Genomic DNA, 17974 nt, shown 5'->3' with positions numbered 1-17974 from the left:
TGATAAGGGTTTGCTCGTTTTGAAGGTGGTGGCATCCGGTATGTGCCGCCGGCCGAAGCTAATCCGATAGCCCGCTGGACATGGTATGAAGATCGCAATCATTGAGCCGTGCCTGGAAAACAAGAAAAACGTCATCCGGGATGTCATTTATGGCTGCTGGTGCGGTGGCAAGCGGATTGGGGGCGCTACAGTTCCTCCGTTCGAACTCCTTACCGTTGCGACGATACTGCAGACGGAAGGCCATGACGTGGTCTTTGTTGATGCCCAGGCCGAGCAATTGGAGGTCGAACAGGTCGTGCGCCGAATCAAAGGCGCGCAGTTGGCTGTGATGTCGACTTCTGTGATGACCGCCAACTCGGATACGGCCTACCTGCGCCGGCTCAAAGATGCCATCCCTGGCATGCTCACCGCCGTGTATGGCTCCCATCCCACCTTTCAGCCTGAAGCGACGCTCGAGAAGGGGGTTGATTTTGCGGTCCAGCGTGAGCCGGAATGGGTCGTGCGCGATCTGGCCGCCGCTCTGTCGGCTGGTGACATGGAGAAGGCACGCTCGACCCCAGGCACCTGCTCCAAGGCGCCCGACGGCGAGGTGATCAAAAATCATCGATATCCCTATATCGAGGATCTCGACTTGATCCCGCCGATCAACGTCGACTTTCTCCCACCCGGCATCGTCTATTTCAACCCGATTGTACGCAATCTGCCCTATATCACGGTTTCGAGTTCTCACGGCTGCCCTGCCAAATGCAACTACTGCACGGCCCCATTTTTCCATGGTACCCGGACAAGGTTTCAATCCGCGAAGAAAGTGGTGGACGACATCGGGTATTACCTGTCGAAGGGCATTCGTGAGATTTACTTCCGCGACGAGACCTTTACGGCAGATCGGCAGCGTGTCTTCGATATCTGTGCTGGTATCATCGAACGCGGTTACAAATTCACCTGGATTTGCAACTCGCGGGTCGACACCATAGATCGTGAGATGCTTGAGGTGATGAAGCCCGCCGGCTGCCATCTTATCAAGTTCGGCGCGGAATCGGGTAATCAGGAAGTGCTTGATTCAATTAAGAAAGGGATCACCCTCGAGCAGACGCGGCAGGCATTTAAGGATTGCAACGAAATCGGCGTCGCGACGCACGCGCATTTCATGGTGGGCATGCCGGGCGATACTCATGAAACGATGCAGGATACCATCAATCTTGCCCTAGAGGTCGAGCCTACTACGGCGACATTTGGTATCTGCACGCCGTATCCTGGGACGCCCCTGTTCCGTGACGTCCAACGGAAAGACCCGGCGATCGGCGACGGCGCGGACAATGCGGCCATGGAGCGCCTGCACGTCGAGGGAGCCTTCAACCATCATTATTGCTCTGTCCAATCAGATGAATTGAAGAAGGCTGTCAAAGAATTCTATCGGCGGTTTTACCTGCGGCCGAGCTACATGGCCCGTATGACGGGTCGCATTCGCAATGGGAATATGTTGCGAAATCTAGTTATTGGCGGCCTGAATGTATTCAGCTTTGCAACCAGCCAAAAGCAGACCTGAAGCATCAACATCAATCCTGCTGGAACTGGCTCTAGATACAGTTCCGCGTGTACTGGGCTTGTGCGACCGGAACGCTGGATCGGTTACAGGCGGCTGCTGCGACCGCAATTACTGGCACTATCGTTTGCTGGATGTCGCCAATGCGCGTTTTCAGGAGGCTGGCTATCTGTTTGCGCTGGCCTATGACACCGCGGCACCACAAAACGCGTTCTGTGGCCGGCAGCGGATGGCCGACTGGGCACGGCTTGCCTGGCGCTTCTGGCTTGGTCAGCGTAATAGGGACGGATCGCTCTCGGAGGTTTACCCAAATGAGCGAAGCTTCTGCGCAACCTCTTTTTCGGCAGCGGCCTTCACGGAAACAATCAGGTTGCTCGGCGGAGCAGCCGAATGGGGCCGGGAACTGGAGCTGTCGCGGCCCACTTTCCAATGGCTTGCGAAAAACGAGAATGTTGAAGTTGCGAACCAGATGGCCGCTTCCTGGTTGGCGCTTGCTGGCTATGCACGCCTGACGGGGGACGAGGCGATCGCGCGTGCTGCGCAAAAGCGCCGGGCAAGGCTCCTCTTGTCGCAATGGGAGGATGGCACTCTGGCCGAATATGGCGGTCTGGATGTGGGCTATCAGACAATCACCATGTCGACGATGGCGCGTATTCTATGTCTTGACCCGGAGGACCGGGAACTGCAGGTGGCTTTGCGCAAGGCTGAGGCGGTGATCCGGCCACGCATAGGTCCGGAAGGCGAGTGCGATTCAAGGGTCAACAGTCGCGCGACCCAGTACATTTATCCATATGCCTTGGCAAGTTTGCGCAGCAGTCTGCTGCCGTCCATCCTTTCGGGACTTACTGCCGGCACTGTGTTGCGCCCCAGTTGGTTGGATGACCGCTACTGTCATGCAATGGCCGTGGATTATTTTCTAGCTTACCGGGAGATTGCGGCATGCTCATGACGACCGGACGTCTCATCGCTCTACGGCTTTTCAATATCTCGCTGGGTAGAAGCGCATGGGCGAACAAGGTATTGCGGCGTCTGCTGGTCCGTGCGCTGATCGGGCGCCAGAAGCGCGACGCACGTTATATGGCAAGCTCCCGCTTCTTCCAGATGTCAGAGCTGAACTAGACAATGTGCGGCATCGCTGGCTGGATCGGCAACGGCCCGCAGTTTGAGCAGATGAGCTACATGCTCGACCAGATGGGCCATCGCGGACCTGACGGGCGCGACCAATGGAGCGATCGAGATGCAGGTGTCGTTCTCGGACATCTCAGGCTTGCGATCATCGATCTCAACACCGGCAATCAGCCGATGATCTCTCCCGATGGTCGTTATGTCATCGTCTACAACGGAGAAATCTATAATTATCTTGAATTGCGGCCGCAGCTGGAGGCCCGAGGCTGGGTATTCCGGACGACATCAGACACTGAGGTTCTGTTGGCGGGTCTTGCGCAGGAGGGGCCAGACTTCTTCCACAAGACGATCGGCATGTTTGCCCTGGCATTGTGGGATCGGATGGAACGCAAGCTGCTGCTTGCGCGTGATCGTATGGGCATCAAGCCATTATATATTGCAGAGACGGCGCACGGTATAGCGTTCGCGTCCGAGCTGAAGTCCCTGCTCCGGCTACCTGGCGTGTCCCGGGAGATCGATCCAGCCGCGCTCGAGAGTTATCTGACGCTGCGCTATGTGCCGTCGCCGGCCACCATGGTCAAGGGGATCCGGAAATTTCCGGCCGCGCACTATGGCTGGGTGCAATCCGGGCGACTGAGCATGACCCGTTGGTGGGACATCGATTTCAATTCGCGGTCCGGCGATATCACTCCGATGGAGGCCGAGCAGCTGGACTGGCATCTGCAAGATGCCGTTCGCCTGTGCCTGCGGAGTGACGTACCGTACGGCGCCTTTTTGTCAGGTGGTGTTGATAGCGGAGTCGTCGTCGGGCTCATGGCCCGTGAGTCCGCGGTACCCGTCAGGACCTACTCGATTGGCTTCAGTGGCATTGCCGATGAACGCCAGAGTGCAGCTAGTGTTGCAAGGGCAATCGGCACTTCGCATCAGGAGCTGGAGCTTGCCCCGCAGGATCTGATGCGACTGCCCGAAACCATCCGGCTGGTGGATGAACCGTTCCCGGATCCCATCATCCTGGCAATGTCTAGCCTTGCCGAGCGGGCTCGTCGCGATGTCAAGGTCATCCTTACTGGAGAGGGCGCCGATGAGCTATTCGGAGGATATGTGCATCACAAGCAGATGATGCAGCTGTCGGCGATTGCTCCCTACGTGCCTCAAGCATGTCTGAATCTTGCCGCTCGAATGGCTCAACGCGTGCCAATGCGCTTGCTCGATCGTTTGTTTGATTACCCGGTACCGCCTGGACCGGAAGCGCGCGAGCGTCTGGCTAAGTTACTGCGGGCTGCTCGTTCGCCTGCAGGTCGGTATCTTGCCTTCGTATCGCTATTTGACGAAGAGGATCGCGAGAGGCTGCTCCAAGAGGCGGGGCATGATGAAGGCGTCCGCAGGGTCCGTGATGAACTGACAGGTAGCAAGAATTCTGCGATTGACCAGCTGTGGCGGTTTGAGCACAAAGCATGGCTGGTCGACAACATCCTCCTCAAACAGGATAAGACGCTGATGGCGCACTCAGTGGAAGGACGTGTCCCGTTCTGCGATCATCGCCTGGTCGAGCTTGCGGCCAGGTTGCCGCTATCCGCCAGGCTTGGACCTGGCGCAGGAAAGTCGGCCCTGCGCGACGCCGCGCGGCGTCTGGTGCCGGAGTTGCCCCCTTCCGGTCCGAAGCATGCGTTCATGATTCCTCAAGAAGGAGCATATGCCGCAGTCATTCGCGATCTTGCAGGGGACAGTCTGGGGTCTCAACGCTTTCGCGAACTTGGGCTTTTCCGTCGGCAAGCGATCGATACTTTGCTGACCAAGCTTACAAAACCATCCTTGCTGCCAAGCAAACAGGTTCTTGCCTTGACCATGTTCGCTATATGGGAACGAGAGGTCTTGGCGTCCCGAGGGGCCGAAGCTGCAGCGGCATAGACCCCGTTGTGCCTCTGCTGCTTCGGCAACGGAAGATAAAGCTCCGATGCATGGCCCATACGGAAGGCTGATGTATGTGCGCCCCGCGCCGAATATGCGACGACCTGCGCAGATAGGCGCATTTAAGTGCTTCTTTTCTTTGTTTCCTGGACCTGTTAGGTATCATTCAAGAAGCAGTGGGCGACGCTAGGCGCTGATTCAGACTGGTGGTTTTTTGGGGGGGCTATGGCGCTCGCAATCGAAGTTGTAGCGCGGACATACATTCTTCTTCCGGCATTGCTGCTTCTTTGTATTCTACCTCTGCGGAATATGACGCTGCCACGACCTTCCGTTTCATTATTGGCGGGAGCAATTCTGGGCACTCTACCCCTGTTGAGTTACTGGATCTCCGGACGCAGTCACCCCAACGCACTCGCGGGCTTGGTGCAATGGAATGACGCTGCGGGATATTTCTCGTGCGCGCGGCAGCTTGTCGCGGGCGCGGCTATCGACGTCTCTTGTCAGATGCGGCCATTTTATACTGCTCTGTTCGGTACATTTCTGGCGGCAGCCGGTGGATATATCCAGGCGGCACTTTTTCTCCAGGCACTGGTCATTGGCGGGATGGCGGCATGGTTCTCTCATGTCTTGGCGTGTCGGCATGGCCTGCCGGCAGGGTTGGCGGCGTTTGCCGCACTGATAATGTTCGCCGCACAATTCACCTTGCCTGTCTTGACTGAAAATGCCGGCCTGCTACTGGCGCTTTCAGCTTTTCTGGTGCTTTTTCGGGATGGCGAAGGCATATCCATAGGAGCGTTCTTTGCTGTCTTGTTGGCCCTAACGACGGCCCTGATCGCCAGGGCTGGTGCACTGTTCGTGATCCCAGCGCTACTCCTGTGGAGCGTGGTCTACTCGGGTGGTATCCTGTCATGCCGACTGCGACGCACTGCGGCGGGCATCTGCGGAGTCGTGTTGGCGATCGCCGCGAATTTCGGACTGATACACGCATTTGGCGGTACATCAGCGAATGCCCAGTCGAACTTCTCATATACCCTGTATGCCATGACCGTCGGAAGCGGCACGTACTTGCAGGTCTTGTGGGATCATCCGGAAATCGGTCAACTTCCCGGCGATCAGCTCGCCGGAGCCATTTACGATCTGGCGAAGGCAAACCTTCTGAACTCCCCCCATCTATTTGTTTTTGGTTACCTGAGGGGAATGGCGGCGTGGATATATGGATGGTTTAGCTTTGTGCCGGTGTTTCATCTCCGGGCCATGTTTGCGGCGCTGTGGTTCCTTGGAATCTGGTCCTGCCTGTTAAACCGGCGGGGCGAGTGGGAGCGTCTTCTGCTCTTGATGATCGCGGCAATCGCTGTCTCTTCTCCATTTCTGTATCCATTCGGAGGAAGCCGAATCTTGGCGGCCACTTTCCCGGTCGATGCTTTGCTGGTTGGCCTTGGATGCGCGAGGCTGTTTGGTGGGCGGCAGGCAGTCAGGCCGGACTGGGGCGTGAGACTGGCGACGGGTGGCGCTCTTGCGTTTGTGATATTGCCGCTCATCGCGGCAATCATATTGCTCCGGTTTCCGGTCCTTTCTCCTGTTTCGGCCGATGTCAGTTGTCCTGCGGGACAAAAGCCGTTTGTTGCCGACCTGGCGCGGGAGACCGTTGCAATTTCGCTGGTTACTGGGGGGCAGCGGGTGATAAATCCGCTGGCCGTTTCCCGGGATGGGTTTGTGAAGCGGGTCGATAAAGATGTCGCGTATTATGATGATCTCGTCGCCTTGCCGGCGGGTACGACGATTGTTGATGCCATGCAGCGACGGCCGGGGGCGACCGATGGCTTTGGTTATGGCAAGCCGCTGCAGTTTCTCTGGGATGGGGCGATGCCGGGTCGGCAGCTAGTTCAGGGCTGCCTGGAGTCCTCGGGAAATACGCGTTTCCTTCGCGCCACAGTTTTGGAGCCCGCCCAGTAGCGCGCGGCCCCCGCTCTTTTACCGAACGTACCGAAGCGGGACTGAGCGACATTGATCGAGAGTTTCGCCCGTCCGAGGTCATCTACGGCGGATTGGCCTTATTGTAGCTATCCGAAGAAAATACGGCTCATTGCGAGCCGGGGCGAGATTCCTCGGTGCGGGTTCATCGCGTGGTGGCCAGGGGAATGATTTCAATATCTTGGAGCGAATATTGGCGGAGAGGGTGTCGGTTCCGACTATTCTCACGGCTTCTCTGAGCCTCTCCAGCCTTATCAAGCCTCTGATTTCCAAGAATTTATTTTATCATCCGCTTCTCCCACCTTCTCTGGAAGTGTCCCCAAATCACACATATGATTGTGGGTAGGGGTGTGGGTAATAGTTATGCGGACGATCTCCAAGCTAACGGCTCTACAGGTCTCAAAACTGAAAGAGCCGGGTTATTACGCCGATGGCGCTGGTCTCTATTTGCAGATCAGCACGAGCGGCACAAAATCATGGATCTTTCGATACAAGCTCAACGGGCGGGCGAGGGAAATGGGGCTGGGGCCTCTCCATACCATTAGCCTGGCGGAAGCACGGGTTCATGCTACGGAATGCCGGAAGCTGAAGCTCACAGGTTTAGATCCCATTGAGGCCCGAAAAGACGAGCGGGCTAAACTTCAGGAACAGGCGACCAACTCAAAGACATTTCAGCAGTGCTGTGATGCTTATATCGCGTCTCATAAGGCGGGCTGGAAGAGCGAAAAGCACGCCGATCAGTGGAGCAGCACACTGACAACTTACGCCTATCCGAAACTAAAGATCCGATACGTCCACACAATTAATACAAACGATATTATCGACGTGCTTGAGCCCATATCCTTGAGCAGCCCGGACTTCTGCAGCATACTCAAAGGTGCAGAAGGTTCAACACCATGCAGCTCTTCCGTATGGTGAGATGCCAAACTTCTACAAGCAGCTTAGAGCGGAAAATAGCCAGTCGGCATTGGCCCTGCAGTTTTTGATTCTAACAGCCACTCGCACGAGTGAAACGATTGTAGCTTCCTGGAAGGAGGTCAATCTTAAAGAGAATCTCTGGGTTGTGCCGGCCGACCGCATTAAAGGCGGGAAAGAACACCGTATCACCAGTCGCACCAGGATAATTTTCGATGAGGATATCAATAAGAACGTGGAGTTTGCCGGAGTATTCCCGAATTTTAGCGATGTGAAAGTCGATCGTTTCAGACTTGAGGGCTACTTAATGATGGCCCTACGCGATTCCACATACTGGAGCCACCCGGTTCTCCGGCTTTCGCCGGAAGGATTGTATACGGCAAAGGTGCGTTCATTTCCGGTTGGAGTTGGACGTAACATGAATGGATGCCCCGTTACTTTTCGGAGCGCGGAAGCTACTCGTTAAAGGCGGCAAAGCAAAACTAATCTTTTTCTTACTCTTAAAAGTCGATTGAAAATTACATGGGTTGTATGAGTCATCAGTATAAGAACGTGGGTTTCGAGCCGAAATAGTATTCTGGAATTTGGCGAGTATAATTCGCGGATCGCGAAACAATGTAATGAAGCTTTTGATCGATGGGGATGACTGTCGAGCGAGTTTAGGCGCGACTGTGCACGCACAAATACTTGGAATGTGCTGGAGCTTTATACCGATGCGACAGCATTGATACCCAACTCAAAGGCATTTCCGCAAACTCGAGAGTCTATGCCGCCAGCTCCGGCAGGTGATTATGCGATGGCATCTCCGGTCTGCTGAGCATGCCGGAATGGGTAGCGCAAGAGATCCATAGCGTGCCCTGGAAGGTGCGGAATTCTCGGCTTGATCGGGCAGAAGGCGTTGACCACGGGGCGCAGCGGCAGCAGCACGCTCGGGTTGGCTCACATCGACCGAATATCTATCTCGACCCGAGATAATGTCTTGCTGCGATAGACGGTAAACATTGCGTTGGCTGACACCAAAGCAATGCCACCCTGCACGGTTCCCCCACATGCAGCGCCATATCGGCCAATAAATGCCCGTATGGGTAATCTGAAGGAAAAATATGTCTACATATTGAAAAGTACAAAAGCAAACAAAATTGTCGACAAAATAGTAGACAGTTTATTTGCAATGTGGAAGAGTGCTGCCAAGGCCAAGACATACAGGGCCGATTCAGGAGGAAAATGATGCTTACACTGTCACATCCATGGGCAGCCGGCCGTTCGCAGGTCGAAAAGATGGCTCTTGTCGCTGCCGCGGCGTTGTTAGGTTCGTTGCTGTTGGCGGTTTCGGCCCGACTGCAAGTTCCATTTTGGCCGGTGCCGATGACCATGCAGACCATGGCTGTACTGGTGATCGCCATGACACTGGGAGCTCGTCTCGGTTGCACTGTGGTGGTGCTGTATGTGGTTGAAGGCATGCTGGGCCTGCCGGTTTTTGCCAATACGCCGGAACGAGGTGTCGGCCTCGCTTATCTGCTCGGTCCAACCGGCGGTTATCTGCTTGGCTTCATCGTGGCGGCCTATATCGCAGGCAGGCTGGCCGAACACGGTTTCGGTGCCGGCCTGCTGCGCGCGATCATGGTGCAGATGTTGGGCACTGCCGTCATTTTGACGTGCGGCGCCGCTTGGCTTGCCACGCTGGTGGGTATCGAGAAAGCCTTCGCCCTGGGTGTTGCGCCTTTCCTTCTGTCCTCGCTGGTCAAGATCGGGCTTGGCGGCCTGTTGGTGGTTGCCATTGGCCGCGTCTTTGGTCGTGCGTGACCAATCGGCGTTGGAGCAAGCAATGAATAGCGTGATGAAGGCAGCGCCTGCAGGCACCGGTCCTCTCGCTGGCATGCGAGTGATCGAGCTGACTTCTACGGTTGCGGGGCCGTTCTGCGGCCGCCTGCTGGCCGATTTCGGTGCGGAGGTGATCAAGATCGAGCCGGCGGAAGGAGACGCCGTGCGTTCGATGGGGGCGCGCTCTGACGGTGCCTCGCTTTATGCCGCCAGCATCCTGCGCAACAAGAAGCTGATCGCCTTGGATATGCGCCGCAGCGAAGCCCAGGCGCTGGTCCGCGACTTGTTGCGCCAGGCTGATGTATTCATCGAGAATTTCCGTCCAGGCACTATGGAGAAATGGGGCCTCGGCTATGAGGCACTATCGTCAGATAATCCCGGTTTGGTGATGGTGCGGATCAGCGGCTATGGCCAAACTGGACCATATAGCCAGCGGCCTGGCTACGGCGTCACCAGTGAGGCGATTAGCGGCCTGCGCGACCTGACTGGCGATCCAGATCGCCCGCCGGCGCGTGTTGCCACTTCCCTGACTGATTATATCACTGGACTCTATGCTGCCTTCGGCGCCGCTATGGCATTGATAGAGCGCAACCGTAGCGGCAAGGGCCAGGTGATCGATGCGGCACTCTATGAGGCTGCCTTCAGCTTCGTCGAGCCTCACATCCCCGCCTTCGCGGCACTGGGCAGCATTGCTACTCGAGCTGGCAGCCGCCTGCCAGGCCACGTGCCGAACAATCTCTACTCAACCGCAGATGATCGCTATGTGCAGATCGTCGCCGCCAGCGATAGCATCTTTCGCCGCTTGCTGCGCGCCATGCAGCGTGACGATCTAGCGCAAGACGTTCGCTTCTCCACACCTGCTGCGCGGGCGCAGCACCCGGATGAGATGGATGCAGTGATCGGCGCGTGGACCGGTAGCCTGCCTCTGGCGGATCTGGAATGCCTGTTGGCTGAGAACGAAGTGCCGGCGGCGCGGATATACAACATCGCTGATATTTTCAGCGATCCGCATTACCAGTCACGGGCCATGCTACAGCGCGTCAGCTCCGAGGAATTCGGTGAGGTCACGGTTACTGGCGTTGTGCCGAGATTATCGCGCACGCCGGGGGAGGTTGGCTGGGCCGGTCGCGCCGTGGGGAGCGATACCCATGAAGTTTTGGCTGATCTGCTCGGCATGCGGCCGGATGCTATCGTGGCTATGCAGCAGGCCGGTATCGCCTCTGGCCGCCGCTGATGATGTGAAATTTGATTTCAGAATGGATTTACCATGACACATGAACAGTTGATGCAGGATTACGACGAGCGCCGCCAGCGCGCGTTGGCCATGGGCGGGCCGGAAAAGCTGGCAAAGCGGCGCGAGGCTGGCGTTCTGAATGCACGAGAGCGTATTGACGCCCTGCTCGACACAGACAGTTTCCTAGAAAGCGGTTTGTTCGGTACTTCAGTAATGCCGGGCGATGCTGACAATACACCGGGCGATGGCAAGGTTGCGGGCTTCGGCAAGGTGGGAGGCCGCGAGATAGCGGTGATCTCCAACGATTTCACGGTGAAAGGCGCGTCAAGCAGTCTCACCAATATGAAGAAGATGGGGCATATCAAGCGCGTCGCTACCCAGCGCGGCTTGCCGCTGGTGATGTTCGGTGAGAGCTCCGGCGCCCGTATGCCCGATAATATGGGGGCTCGCGGGATGGGAACCATGCTTGGCAACGATCCAGCGCAGTATGTACGAATGCGAGAGACGCCTTGGGTTTCAGCTATCCTTGGGCAGTGCTACGGCTCTTCGGCTTGGTATGCCTGCCTATCCGATTTTGTGGTGATGCGGCGTGGTGCGATTATGGCTGTAGCCAGCCCGGCTTTGGCTTCCATGGCGATCGGCCAGAAGGTGGACCCGGAAGATTTGGGCGGAACCAAGCTGCATTCCGAGATAACAGGCCTAGCCGACATTGTCGTTGATACCGATGAAGAGGCAATGGCGGCGATCAAGCAGTTCCTTTCCTACCTACCGAGCCACTCCAAGGAAGTACCGCCGCGCTTCACGCCGCCAACCGATTCCGATGAGGCCGGCGATGGTATCCTCGCAGCGTTGCCGGAAAATCGCACTCGCGTCTACGATGTGCGCAAGATTCTGCGCTCTGTGCTTGATCGCGACAGTTTCATGGAAGTAAAGCCACTTTATGGCAAACCGGCGGTGATTGGGCTCGGTCGGCTGGATGGCGGCAGTGTCGGTGTGATTGCGAACAATCCTATGGGCAAGGCCGGCGCGCTGGACGTAGCTTCTTGCGAGAAAATCGCCCGCTTCATCGTGATGTGCGATTCCTTCAATATCCCGCTTCTGATGTTCGTCGATACCCCTGGTTTCGTCATCGGCATTGATGGCGAACGCCAGAAGGCGCCCGGCAAGATCATGAACTTCATGACCGCCCTGCAGATGGCGAGCGTGCCGAAGCTGTCTGTGCTGATGCGTAAAAGCTACGGGCAGGCGTACCTAAACATGGGTGGTGGCCGCAATTCTGATGATATTGCCGCTTGGCCGACTGCAGAAGTCAGTTTCATGGATCCAGTCTATGCCGCGCGCGTTGTGGCCTGGAGCGGCAGCGACCCAGAAGAGGTGGTGAAACTCGAAATGGAAATGCGGCGTGACTCCTCAGCATATGACCTCGCCGGTATCTACGGCGTCCAGGCAGTAATTAAGCCACAGGAAACCCGTCGTTATCTGAAGCGCATGCTGGAAATCCACGAGATGCGGCCGACCCGTGGCATCGGTCAGCACCAATTGCGCAGCTGGCCAACCACCTATTAATCGAAAGAGAGAGCTCAATGGCACGTCACATTATCAAAGCCGATATCACCGGCACTGTGTTCAAGATAGAAACCAGCATCGGTGCGGTGGTTGATGCCGGCGCTACGCTGGTTGTTCTGGAATCTATGAAGATGGAAATTCCGGTTGAAGCGCCATCAGCCGGTAAGGTGGTGGAGATCATGGTAGTGGAAACCGAGGCCATCACCGAGGGCCAGGCGCTTGTCGTGGTCGAAGGTTGAGCGCATGAGTTGGCAACCGGAAGTCGACGAGATCGCGCAGCGCCGAAGCTGGGCTCGTGAAATGGGCGGCGCCGGAGCTGTGGCTCAGCATCACGAACGCGGTCGTCTCACGGTGCGCGAGCGCATCGACCAGCTTTGTGACGCGAAAAGCTTCCGTGAGGTGGGGGGGCTGGCGGGCACTGCGAAATACGACGATGAGGGCGGCATCCAGCATGTGGTGCCAGCACCCTATGTGATGGGCCTAGCGCATATAGATGGTCAGCCAGTGGCGGTGGGCGGTGAGGATTTCACCGTGCGCGGCGGCACTAGTGGGGGCGGTGCGCGACGCAAGGGTGGGCAGGGTGGCTTCGTGGAAGATCTTGCCCATGAATTCCGCATCCCGCTGATCAACCTGATCGATGGGGCCGGGGGCACTGTCACCTCCATGCGGCGGCGTGGCTATTCGGTATTTCCCGGCGTGGATGGATTCGAGCGATCAGTGGCCCTGCTTGGTGAAGTCCCGGTGGTCTCGGGCGTGCTCGGTACGGCGGCTGGCGGCCCGGCCGGACGCGCCATTCTATCGCATTTTTCGGTGATGGTGCGGGGCAGCAGTCAGATATTCGCCGCCGGCCCACCGGTAGTGAAGCGTTCGCTGGGCCAGGAGATCGATAAGGAGGATCTCGGCGGTGCCAGCGTGACAGTGGATACCGCCGGCACGATCCATAATGCAGCAGCAAGCGAGGCTGAGGCCTTCGAGCAGATCCGCCGCTTCCTTTCCTACATGCCGCGTAATGTCTGGCAGCTGCCACCGCGCGTCGATACCGGCGATGCGCGGGATCGTCGTGAAGAGGCCTTACTTTCGATCGTGCCACGCAAGCGCACGCACGTCTACAACATGCGTCTCCTAGTGGAGATGGTGGTAGACAAAGGTTCAATATTCGAAATCCAACCCAGCCATGGGAAATCGGTTATCACGTCGCTAGCACGGTTGGACGGTCATGTGGTTGGTATAATCGCCAATAATCCAATGCATCTGGGTGGTGCCATGGATGTGAGATCAGCGCACAAACAGATACATTTTATGGAGTTGTGCGACACTTTCCATATTCCTTTGATATTTTTTGTGGATGTCCCGGGCTTCATGGTAGGGCTGGACGCCGAGAAGGCCGCCACTCTACGTGAGGGGATGCGTGCAGTCTATGTCGCCGGGCAGCTCACGGTCCCCGTGATCACACTCGTTATTCGCAAATGTTACGGCATGGCCGGTATGGCCACCTGCAACAAGAATGGCTTCGATCTGAAACTGGCTTGGCCTTCGGGCGAATGGGGTTCGTTGCCGGTGGAGGGCGGCGTGGCGGCCGCCTTCCGGCGTGATATCGAAGCTGCTGTCAATCCGAAACAGCGGGAGCAAGAATTGGAGGCGGAATTACGCCTGCTTGCCTCACCGCTACGCACCGCCGAGGCATTTGCGGTGGAGGATGTGATCGATCCGCGCGATACCCGGCCACTGCTAATCGATTTTATTAGCCTCAGCCGTGACCGACTGGCAACGACTGTGGGGCAAAAGCCGCGCTTCGGTGTTGGCCCATGATGCGATCGGATTCACCGCGAGCGCAATAATAAAACTAGGGCAGGAAACACTCAAAAAGGAGATATCACTATGAAGACGGACTCACCGGCCGGCTTGGCCGCACTAACCCTCGGCATCGTTCTGGGTATATCGACACAGGCTTTGGCCAGCGATCGTATTGCCTTTGGGTCGACTGCCATAGAATCTGTGCATTACACCTATGCTGTCGCGGCAGCAAAAGCGATCAACGATAGCGCCGGCGACAAAATGAATGTCACCGTGATCGCCACTGGCGGCGCGGTTGACAATTTGGCGCGCCTGGCACGGGGCCAGATTCAGTTGGGTCTGGGCACCTTCGAAACAGTGTATCAAGCCTATCGCGGCATCGACAAATTCGAGGGCAAGGCGCAGCCGAAATTGCGCAGCCTATGGGTCCACTCTCTGGCGATACAATCCTACATCGTGCGCGGCGATTCTGGGGTCAAAACCATCGCCGATCTGAATGGCAAGAAGTTCACAGCCGGGCAGCGCGGCTCTGCCACAGAGAATATGGTGCAGCAAATCCTGGCAGCCGTCGATGTGAAGCCAGACTATTATGTGGCTACGCTTTCTGATGCGGTGGAGGCGGTGCGCAACAACCGCTCGATCGGCTACGTGAAGGCCGGCAGCGGCCTCGGATTGGATGGCACCACGTTGGAATTGAAATCGCTGATTCCAATCAACGTGCTCAGCTTCACGCCGACCCAGGTCAAGATGGTGCAGGATCGGTTCCCCTTTGTTACCTTCATCACCACCAAGCCCGGCGATATCGAGAGCCTAGGTGCGATTACCATGCCGATCCAGAGCATCGGCGAGTTCGCCTATAGCGACACGATCACAGATGACCAGGCCGAAACGATTTTGGATGGTGTCTTCAAGGGTCAGGCCGCTCAAGGTGCGGCTTTCCCTGAGATCAAGACTATGGACATCGCTGCAAGCACTATGACCGGCACGCTGGTGCCGCTGCATCGCGGCGCTGTGCGCTTCTATCAGAAGCGTGGCATCAAGATACCGGACGGACTGATTCCGCCGGAAGCCAAGTAGGCCGGCGTCAAGGCCCATGAGAATAAGCCGTGCTTACAGATGCGGCAGCAGGTTGAAATGAGGGGGAAGAGTCAATGATTTCCAAGGACGCGTTTGCCGAAGCTCCGCCGCCCGCCGCCAAGACAGCGGCTATCGGTTGGGCGATGACATTATTAGCTCTCTCTTTTGTCGCCTTTCAGACCTATACAGCCGGTTTCGGGCAGTTTCCGCCACTGGTGCAGCGTAGTGTGCATGTCGGCTTGTCGATCGGCCTAGTTTATCTTGGCGTTGCCGCTGTCGCAGAAGGAAGGCTGAAGAGCTGGCTGATGGTGGCCTGCGCTATGCTCGTTCTCGTCGCCTGCGGCTATCTGGTGGTAGAGGATTTTCGCATAACCAGTGAAATTGCCGTGGCAATCCGACCCGAAGAAATGGCACTCGGCGTCGCCCTGCTGGTCCTCATTCTTGATAGCGCTCGCCGCTCTACCGGCTGGATACTGCCTATCATGGTGTTGGCAATGATTAGTTACACCTTGCTTGGAAATCATCTGCGCGGAAATTGGGGCCATCCCGGCTTTGCTCCAGATTTCATGATGGAGCAGCTCTATCTCAGTACCGAGGGCTTGTGGGGTACGGTTACTGGCCTTTCCGCGAGTCTGATCGCCATTTTTATTATCTTCGGCTGTTTCCTGCTTGCCACGGGTGCCTCTGAAACCTTCATGAAGGTTGCGCTGATCGTTTCAGGTCGGTCGCCCGGCGGCGCGGCCAAGGTTGCTAATGTGTCGAGTGCGTTGTTCGGCATGATCAACGGGGCCGCGGTTGCCAACGTGGCCACGGTGGGAAATTTCACTATTCCGATGATGCGGCGACTAGGTTATCGCCCTGCCTTCGCCGGCGCCGTAGAGGCAACGGCATCTTCAGGTGGCCAGATCACGCCGCCGGTGATGGGGGCAGGCGCCTTCATCATGGCCGAGCTGCTGCGTGTACCGTATCTCGCCGTGGCGGCAGCGGCAGTCATCCCTTCTTTCCTGTTCTATGTTTGCATCTGGGCTTCCATCGATGTGGAGGCTAGGCGCGAGAATATGAAGCCGGTCGACAAGGCGGACATCCCGAAATGGCGGGATGTGCTAAACTTTCATGAAGCTTTCCCTCTCGCCGCCACCATTCTGGTGATGGCCGGCGCTATGTTCACTGGCCGCTCTGCCAGCTTGGCCGCCTTTCTCGCGATCGTTACCAATATCTCACTCTATTTGCTGCTCGGCCCCTGGGACAAGACGGCGGTGAAGGATCGCCTGTCGCGTCTACTGGAAGGCGCAAAGATGGGCGCTCGCAACGTAATCAGTCTTGTATCCCTGCTGGTTTGCGCGCAGATCATCCTGTCGCTGATCGGCTTTACAGGTATTGGCATCAAACTGAGCGAATTGATTCTCAGCGTAGGCAGCACTCAGGGCATGGCCGTGACCGTGATACTGGTCATGCTGGTGGCGCTCGTTCTCGGGATGGGCATGCCGACCACGGCAGCTTATTTACTGGCGGCGGCGGTCTGCATTCCGCCAATGATTGCACTCGGCCTGCCGGCACTGTCGGCGCATTTCTTTGTCTTTTACGGCGCATTGCTCTCCGCCCTTACGCCGCCTGTTTGTACAGCGGTCTACACCGCAGCTGTGATCACGCGTACAGATTGGTGGCCGATCGCGGTGGAGAGCATGAAGCTCGCCGTAATGAAGTTTGTTTTACCGTTTTATTTCATCTTCCGCCCGGAAATCCTGCTTAGCGGCTCCACACCGGATATCATCCGTGTGTTGGTGGTGGGTGTCGTTGCATCGATGCTGTTCGCCGTTTCTACTGGGGGCTTTTACCGTCGCGCGGTGTCGTGGCCGATGCGGTTGGTGTTCGGTGCCATCGCGCTCAGCACTATTGATCCAGGCTGGGGCACGGATATCCTTGCAGTTGGCGCCTTGATCGGCCTGTGGTTTTGGCATCGCATGCCGGTGGCGGAGAAGACTTAGGGTCAGTTGACGCAGATCCCTGATGTTGTGGCGGTTGATGATGCTGAGCTGGGGGCTCGCGACTTTGGCGGCTGCGACGCAATGGTGCTGGCTAGTCTTGGCAAGCAGTGTCACATTGGCGGTCTATCTCTGCTTGGCTCAATCGGAGATGAGTCGTGTTGGACTCAGTCTTCTTCTGCTTCTCTTCGCAGTGCCCCTTCTTTTGCTGGCGCAAACCGGACTAGGAGCAATAGAAACGGGCTTTCGCCAGTCCATTGTCTTCGCCGCTCGGTGGTTGGCCAAGTGCTGGATCTGCTGCCTGCCATGCTGATTCTGGTAGCGTGGTCGTTCGGCTCGATCATGTCCTATTCCGGTCTACTGCCGTCGATAGCTGCGGTGAGCTTTGATGCGCCAAAGTACGATCTGGTCTTTGGCCGGAATCTCATTTTCGTCGGTATCGGCGTACTTCTGGCGTGTTTGATCATGGCTCATCTGGTGTATTGGTGGGGCGTGGCATGACCGTGACAAGCATAGTGCGGGTCTTACAGCTCCGTGCCGCGGAGTGGTTCGTGGATCGCTGCGCCGGCGTCTGCCTGGCTTTTGGCTCCGCCTATCTGGCGCTTGTACTGAGCAACTGGAGTGGTCTGCCGGCCATGATCTTGGCGCTGGCTCTGGGGCTGTTGCTGCGGATGGCATTGCCCGAGCCGAGGCTCGAGGCTGGTTACGGCTTTGTTGCCGGCAGCGTGCTGCGGCTCGGTATCATCCTGCTCGGTGCTCGCCTGACGGCGAACGATATCGCTGTCATTGGCTGGGGCGGTTTTTTGGTGCCCTCTGCGGTGGTGCTGACAGTGTTCAGTGCCGGCCTACTGCTAGGTCGGCATCCTCGAATCGGCCGTGAACACGGCCTTGTCGCGGGTGGTGCGGTGGCGATCTGTGGCGCCTCTGCCGCTGCGGCGATGGCGGCCATACTGCCGCCCACGCCGCGCCGTGAGCAGGCTACCCTCGGCGCCGTGGCTGGAGTGTCGCTGGCGGGCGCGCTGCTGATGCTGGCCTTTC

The 17974-nt window shown here is 57.3% G+C and carries 16 protein-coding genes; all 16 read left to right on the top strand.

The window, feature by feature from the left end; genetic code table 11:
• Positions 1-85: 85 nt before the first annotated feature.
• Positions 86-1546, top strand: coding sequence for a radical SAM protein (locus OJJ21_RS13310; protein ID WP_297687041.1), 1461 nt, complete (start codon positions 86-88; stop codon positions 1544-1546).
• A complete protein-coding gene (locus OJJ21_RS13305; protein WP_297687039.1) occupies positions 1509-2492 on the top strand; it encodes a hypothetical protein in 984 nt (327 codons plus the stop codon). The genes OJJ21_RS13310 and OJJ21_RS13305 overlap by 38 nt, the downstream gene beginning before the upstream one ends.
• Positions 2483-2662: a hypothetical protein gene (locus OJJ21_RS13300; protein ID WP_297687038.1), complete on the top strand. Its 180-nt coding sequence runs from the start codon at positions 2483-2485 to the stop codon at positions 2660-2662. The genes OJJ21_RS13305 and OJJ21_RS13300 overlap by 10 nt, the downstream gene beginning before the upstream one ends.
• A gap of 3 nt (positions 2663-2665) precedes the next feature.
• A complete protein-coding gene (gene asnB, locus OJJ21_RS13295; RefSeq protein WP_297687035.1) occupies positions 2666-4576 on the top strand; it encodes an asparagine synthase (glutamine-hydrolyzing) in 1911 nt (636 codons plus the stop codon).
• A 225-nt stretch (positions 4577-4801) separates the two neighbouring features.
• Complete coding sequence (locus OJJ21_RS13290) at positions 4802-6529, top strand: hypothetical protein (RefSeq protein ID WP_297687033.1); 1728 nt, start codon at positions 4802-4804, stop codon at positions 6527-6529.
• Between the two features lie 381 nt (positions 6530-6910).
• Entirely contained in the window at positions 6911-7465 is a 555-nt protein-coding gene (locus tag OJJ21_RS13285; protein ID WP_297687030.1) for an integrase arm-type DNA-binding domain-containing protein, read from the top strand.
• Between the two features lies 1 nt (position 7466).
• On the top strand, positions 7467-7928 hold the full coding sequence (locus OJJ21_RS13280; protein ID WP_297687028.1) for a hypothetical protein: 462 nt from the start codon (positions 7467-7469) through the stop codon (positions 7926-7928).
• 758 nt (positions 7929-8686) lie between these two features.
• Complete coding sequence (locus tag OJJ21_RS13275; protein ID WP_297687026.1) at positions 8687-9265, top strand: biotin transporter BioY; 579 nt, start codon at positions 8687-8689, stop codon at positions 9263-9265.
• A 22-nt stretch (positions 9266-9287) separates the two neighbouring features.
• Entirely contained in the window at positions 9288-10517 is a 1230-nt protein-coding gene (locus OJJ21_RS13270) for a CoA transferase (protein ID WP_297687024.1), read from the top strand.
• Between the two features lie 33 nt (positions 10518-10550).
• Positions 10551-12083, top strand: coding sequence for a carboxyl transferase domain-containing protein (locus tag OJJ21_RS13265; protein WP_297687022.1), 1533 nt, complete (start codon positions 10551-10553; stop codon positions 12081-12083).
• A gap of 17 nt (positions 12084-12100) precedes the next feature.
• Positions 12101-12322: a biotin/lipoyl-containing protein gene (locus OJJ21_RS13260; RefSeq protein WP_297687020.1), complete on the top strand. Its 222-nt coding sequence runs from the start codon at positions 12101-12103 to the stop codon at positions 12320-12322.
• A gap of 4 nt (positions 12323-12326) precedes the next feature.
• On the top strand, positions 12327-13892 hold the full coding sequence (locus tag OJJ21_RS13255; protein ID WP_297687018.1) for a carboxyl transferase domain-containing protein: 1566 nt from the start codon (positions 12327-12329) through the stop codon (positions 13890-13892).
• Between the two features lie 69 nt (positions 13893-13961).
• Positions 13962-14954, top strand: a complete 993-nt coding sequence (locus tag OJJ21_RS13250; protein ID WP_297687016.1) for a TAXI family TRAP transporter solute-binding subunit — start codon at positions 13962-13964, stop codon at positions 14952-14954.
• Positions 14955-15028: 74 nt separating this feature from the next.
• Entirely contained in the window at positions 15029-16939 is a 1911-nt protein-coding gene (locus OJJ21_RS13245) for a TRAP transporter fused permease subunit (protein WP_297687014.1), read from the top strand.
• Positions 16940-17221: 282 nt separating this feature from the next.
• The gene (locus OJJ21_RS13240) at positions 17222-17437 is read left to right on the top strand and encodes a hypothetical protein (RefSeq protein WP_297687012.1); all 216 of its coding nucleotides are present in this window, start codon (positions 17222-17224) and stop codon (positions 17435-17437) included.
• Positions 17434-17974, top strand: a 541-nt coding sequence (locus OJJ21_RS13235) for a putative sulfate exporter family transporter (protein WP_297687010.1), incomplete at its 3' end; no start/stop codon positions are given. The genes OJJ21_RS13240 and OJJ21_RS13235, both read left to right, overlap by 4 nt.

Source organism: Ferrovibrio sp. (assembly GCF_025869515.1).
In the GTDB taxonomy this organism is placed as follows: domain Bacteria; phylum Pseudomonadota; class Alphaproteobacteria; order Ferrovibrionales; family Ferrovibrionaceae; genus Ferrovibrio.
This window is presented reverse-complemented; position numbering and strand designations above follow the sequence as displayed.

What these genes read in the sequence shown, in the direction of transcription:
- OJJ21_RS13310 (WP_297687041.1), top strand. Translation starts at nt 86, where the DNA reads ATGAAGATCGCAATCATTGAGCCGTGCCTGGAAAACAAGAAAAACGTC.
- OJJ21_RS13305 (WP_297687039.1), top strand. Translation starts at nt 1,509, where the DNA reads ATGTATTCAGCTTTGCAACCAGCCAAAAGCAGACCTGAAGCATCAACA.
- OJJ21_RS13300 (WP_297687038.1), top strand. Translation starts at nt 2,483, where the DNA reads ATGCTCATGACGACCGGACGTCTCATCGCTCTACGGCTTTTCAATATC.
- asnB (WP_297687035.1), top strand. Translation starts at nt 2,666, where the DNA reads ATGTGCGGCATCGCTGGCTGGATCGGCAACGGCCCGCAGTTTGAGCAG.
- OJJ21_RS13290 (WP_297687033.1), top strand. Translation starts at nt 4,802, where the DNA reads ATGGCGCTCGCAATCGAAGTTGTAGCGCGGACATACATTCTTCTTCCG.
- OJJ21_RS13285 (WP_297687030.1), top strand. Translation starts at nt 6,911, where the DNA reads ATGCGGACGATCTCCAAGCTAACGGCTCTACAGGTCTCAAAACTGAAA.
- OJJ21_RS13280 (WP_297687028.1), top strand. Translation starts at nt 7,467, where the DNA reads ATGCCAAACTTCTACAAGCAGCTTAGAGCGGAAAATAGCCAGTCGGCA.
- OJJ21_RS13275 (WP_297687026.1), top strand. Translation starts at nt 8,687, where the DNA reads ATGATGCTTACACTGTCACATCCATGGGCAGCCGGCCGTTCGCAGGTC.
- OJJ21_RS13270 (WP_297687024.1), top strand. Translation starts at nt 9,288, where the DNA reads ATGAATAGCGTGATGAAGGCAGCGCCTGCAGGCACCGGTCCTCTCGCT.
- OJJ21_RS13265 (WP_297687022.1), top strand. Translation starts at nt 10,551, where the DNA reads ATGACACATGAACAGTTGATGCAGGATTACGACGAGCGCCGCCAGCGC.
- OJJ21_RS13260 (WP_297687020.1), top strand. Translation starts at nt 12,101, where the DNA reads ATGGCACGTCACATTATCAAAGCCGATATCACCGGCACTGTGTTCAAG.
- OJJ21_RS13255 (WP_297687018.1), top strand. Translation starts at nt 12,327, where the DNA reads ATGAGTTGGCAACCGGAAGTCGACGAGATCGCGCAGCGCCGAAGCTGG.
- OJJ21_RS13250 (WP_297687016.1), top strand. Translation starts at nt 13,962, where the DNA reads ATGAAGACGGACTCACCGGCCGGCTTGGCCGCACTAACCCTCGGCATC.
- OJJ21_RS13245 (WP_297687014.1), top strand. Translation starts at nt 15,029, where the DNA reads ATGATTTCCAAGGACGCGTTTGCCGAAGCTCCGCCGCCCGCCGCCAAG.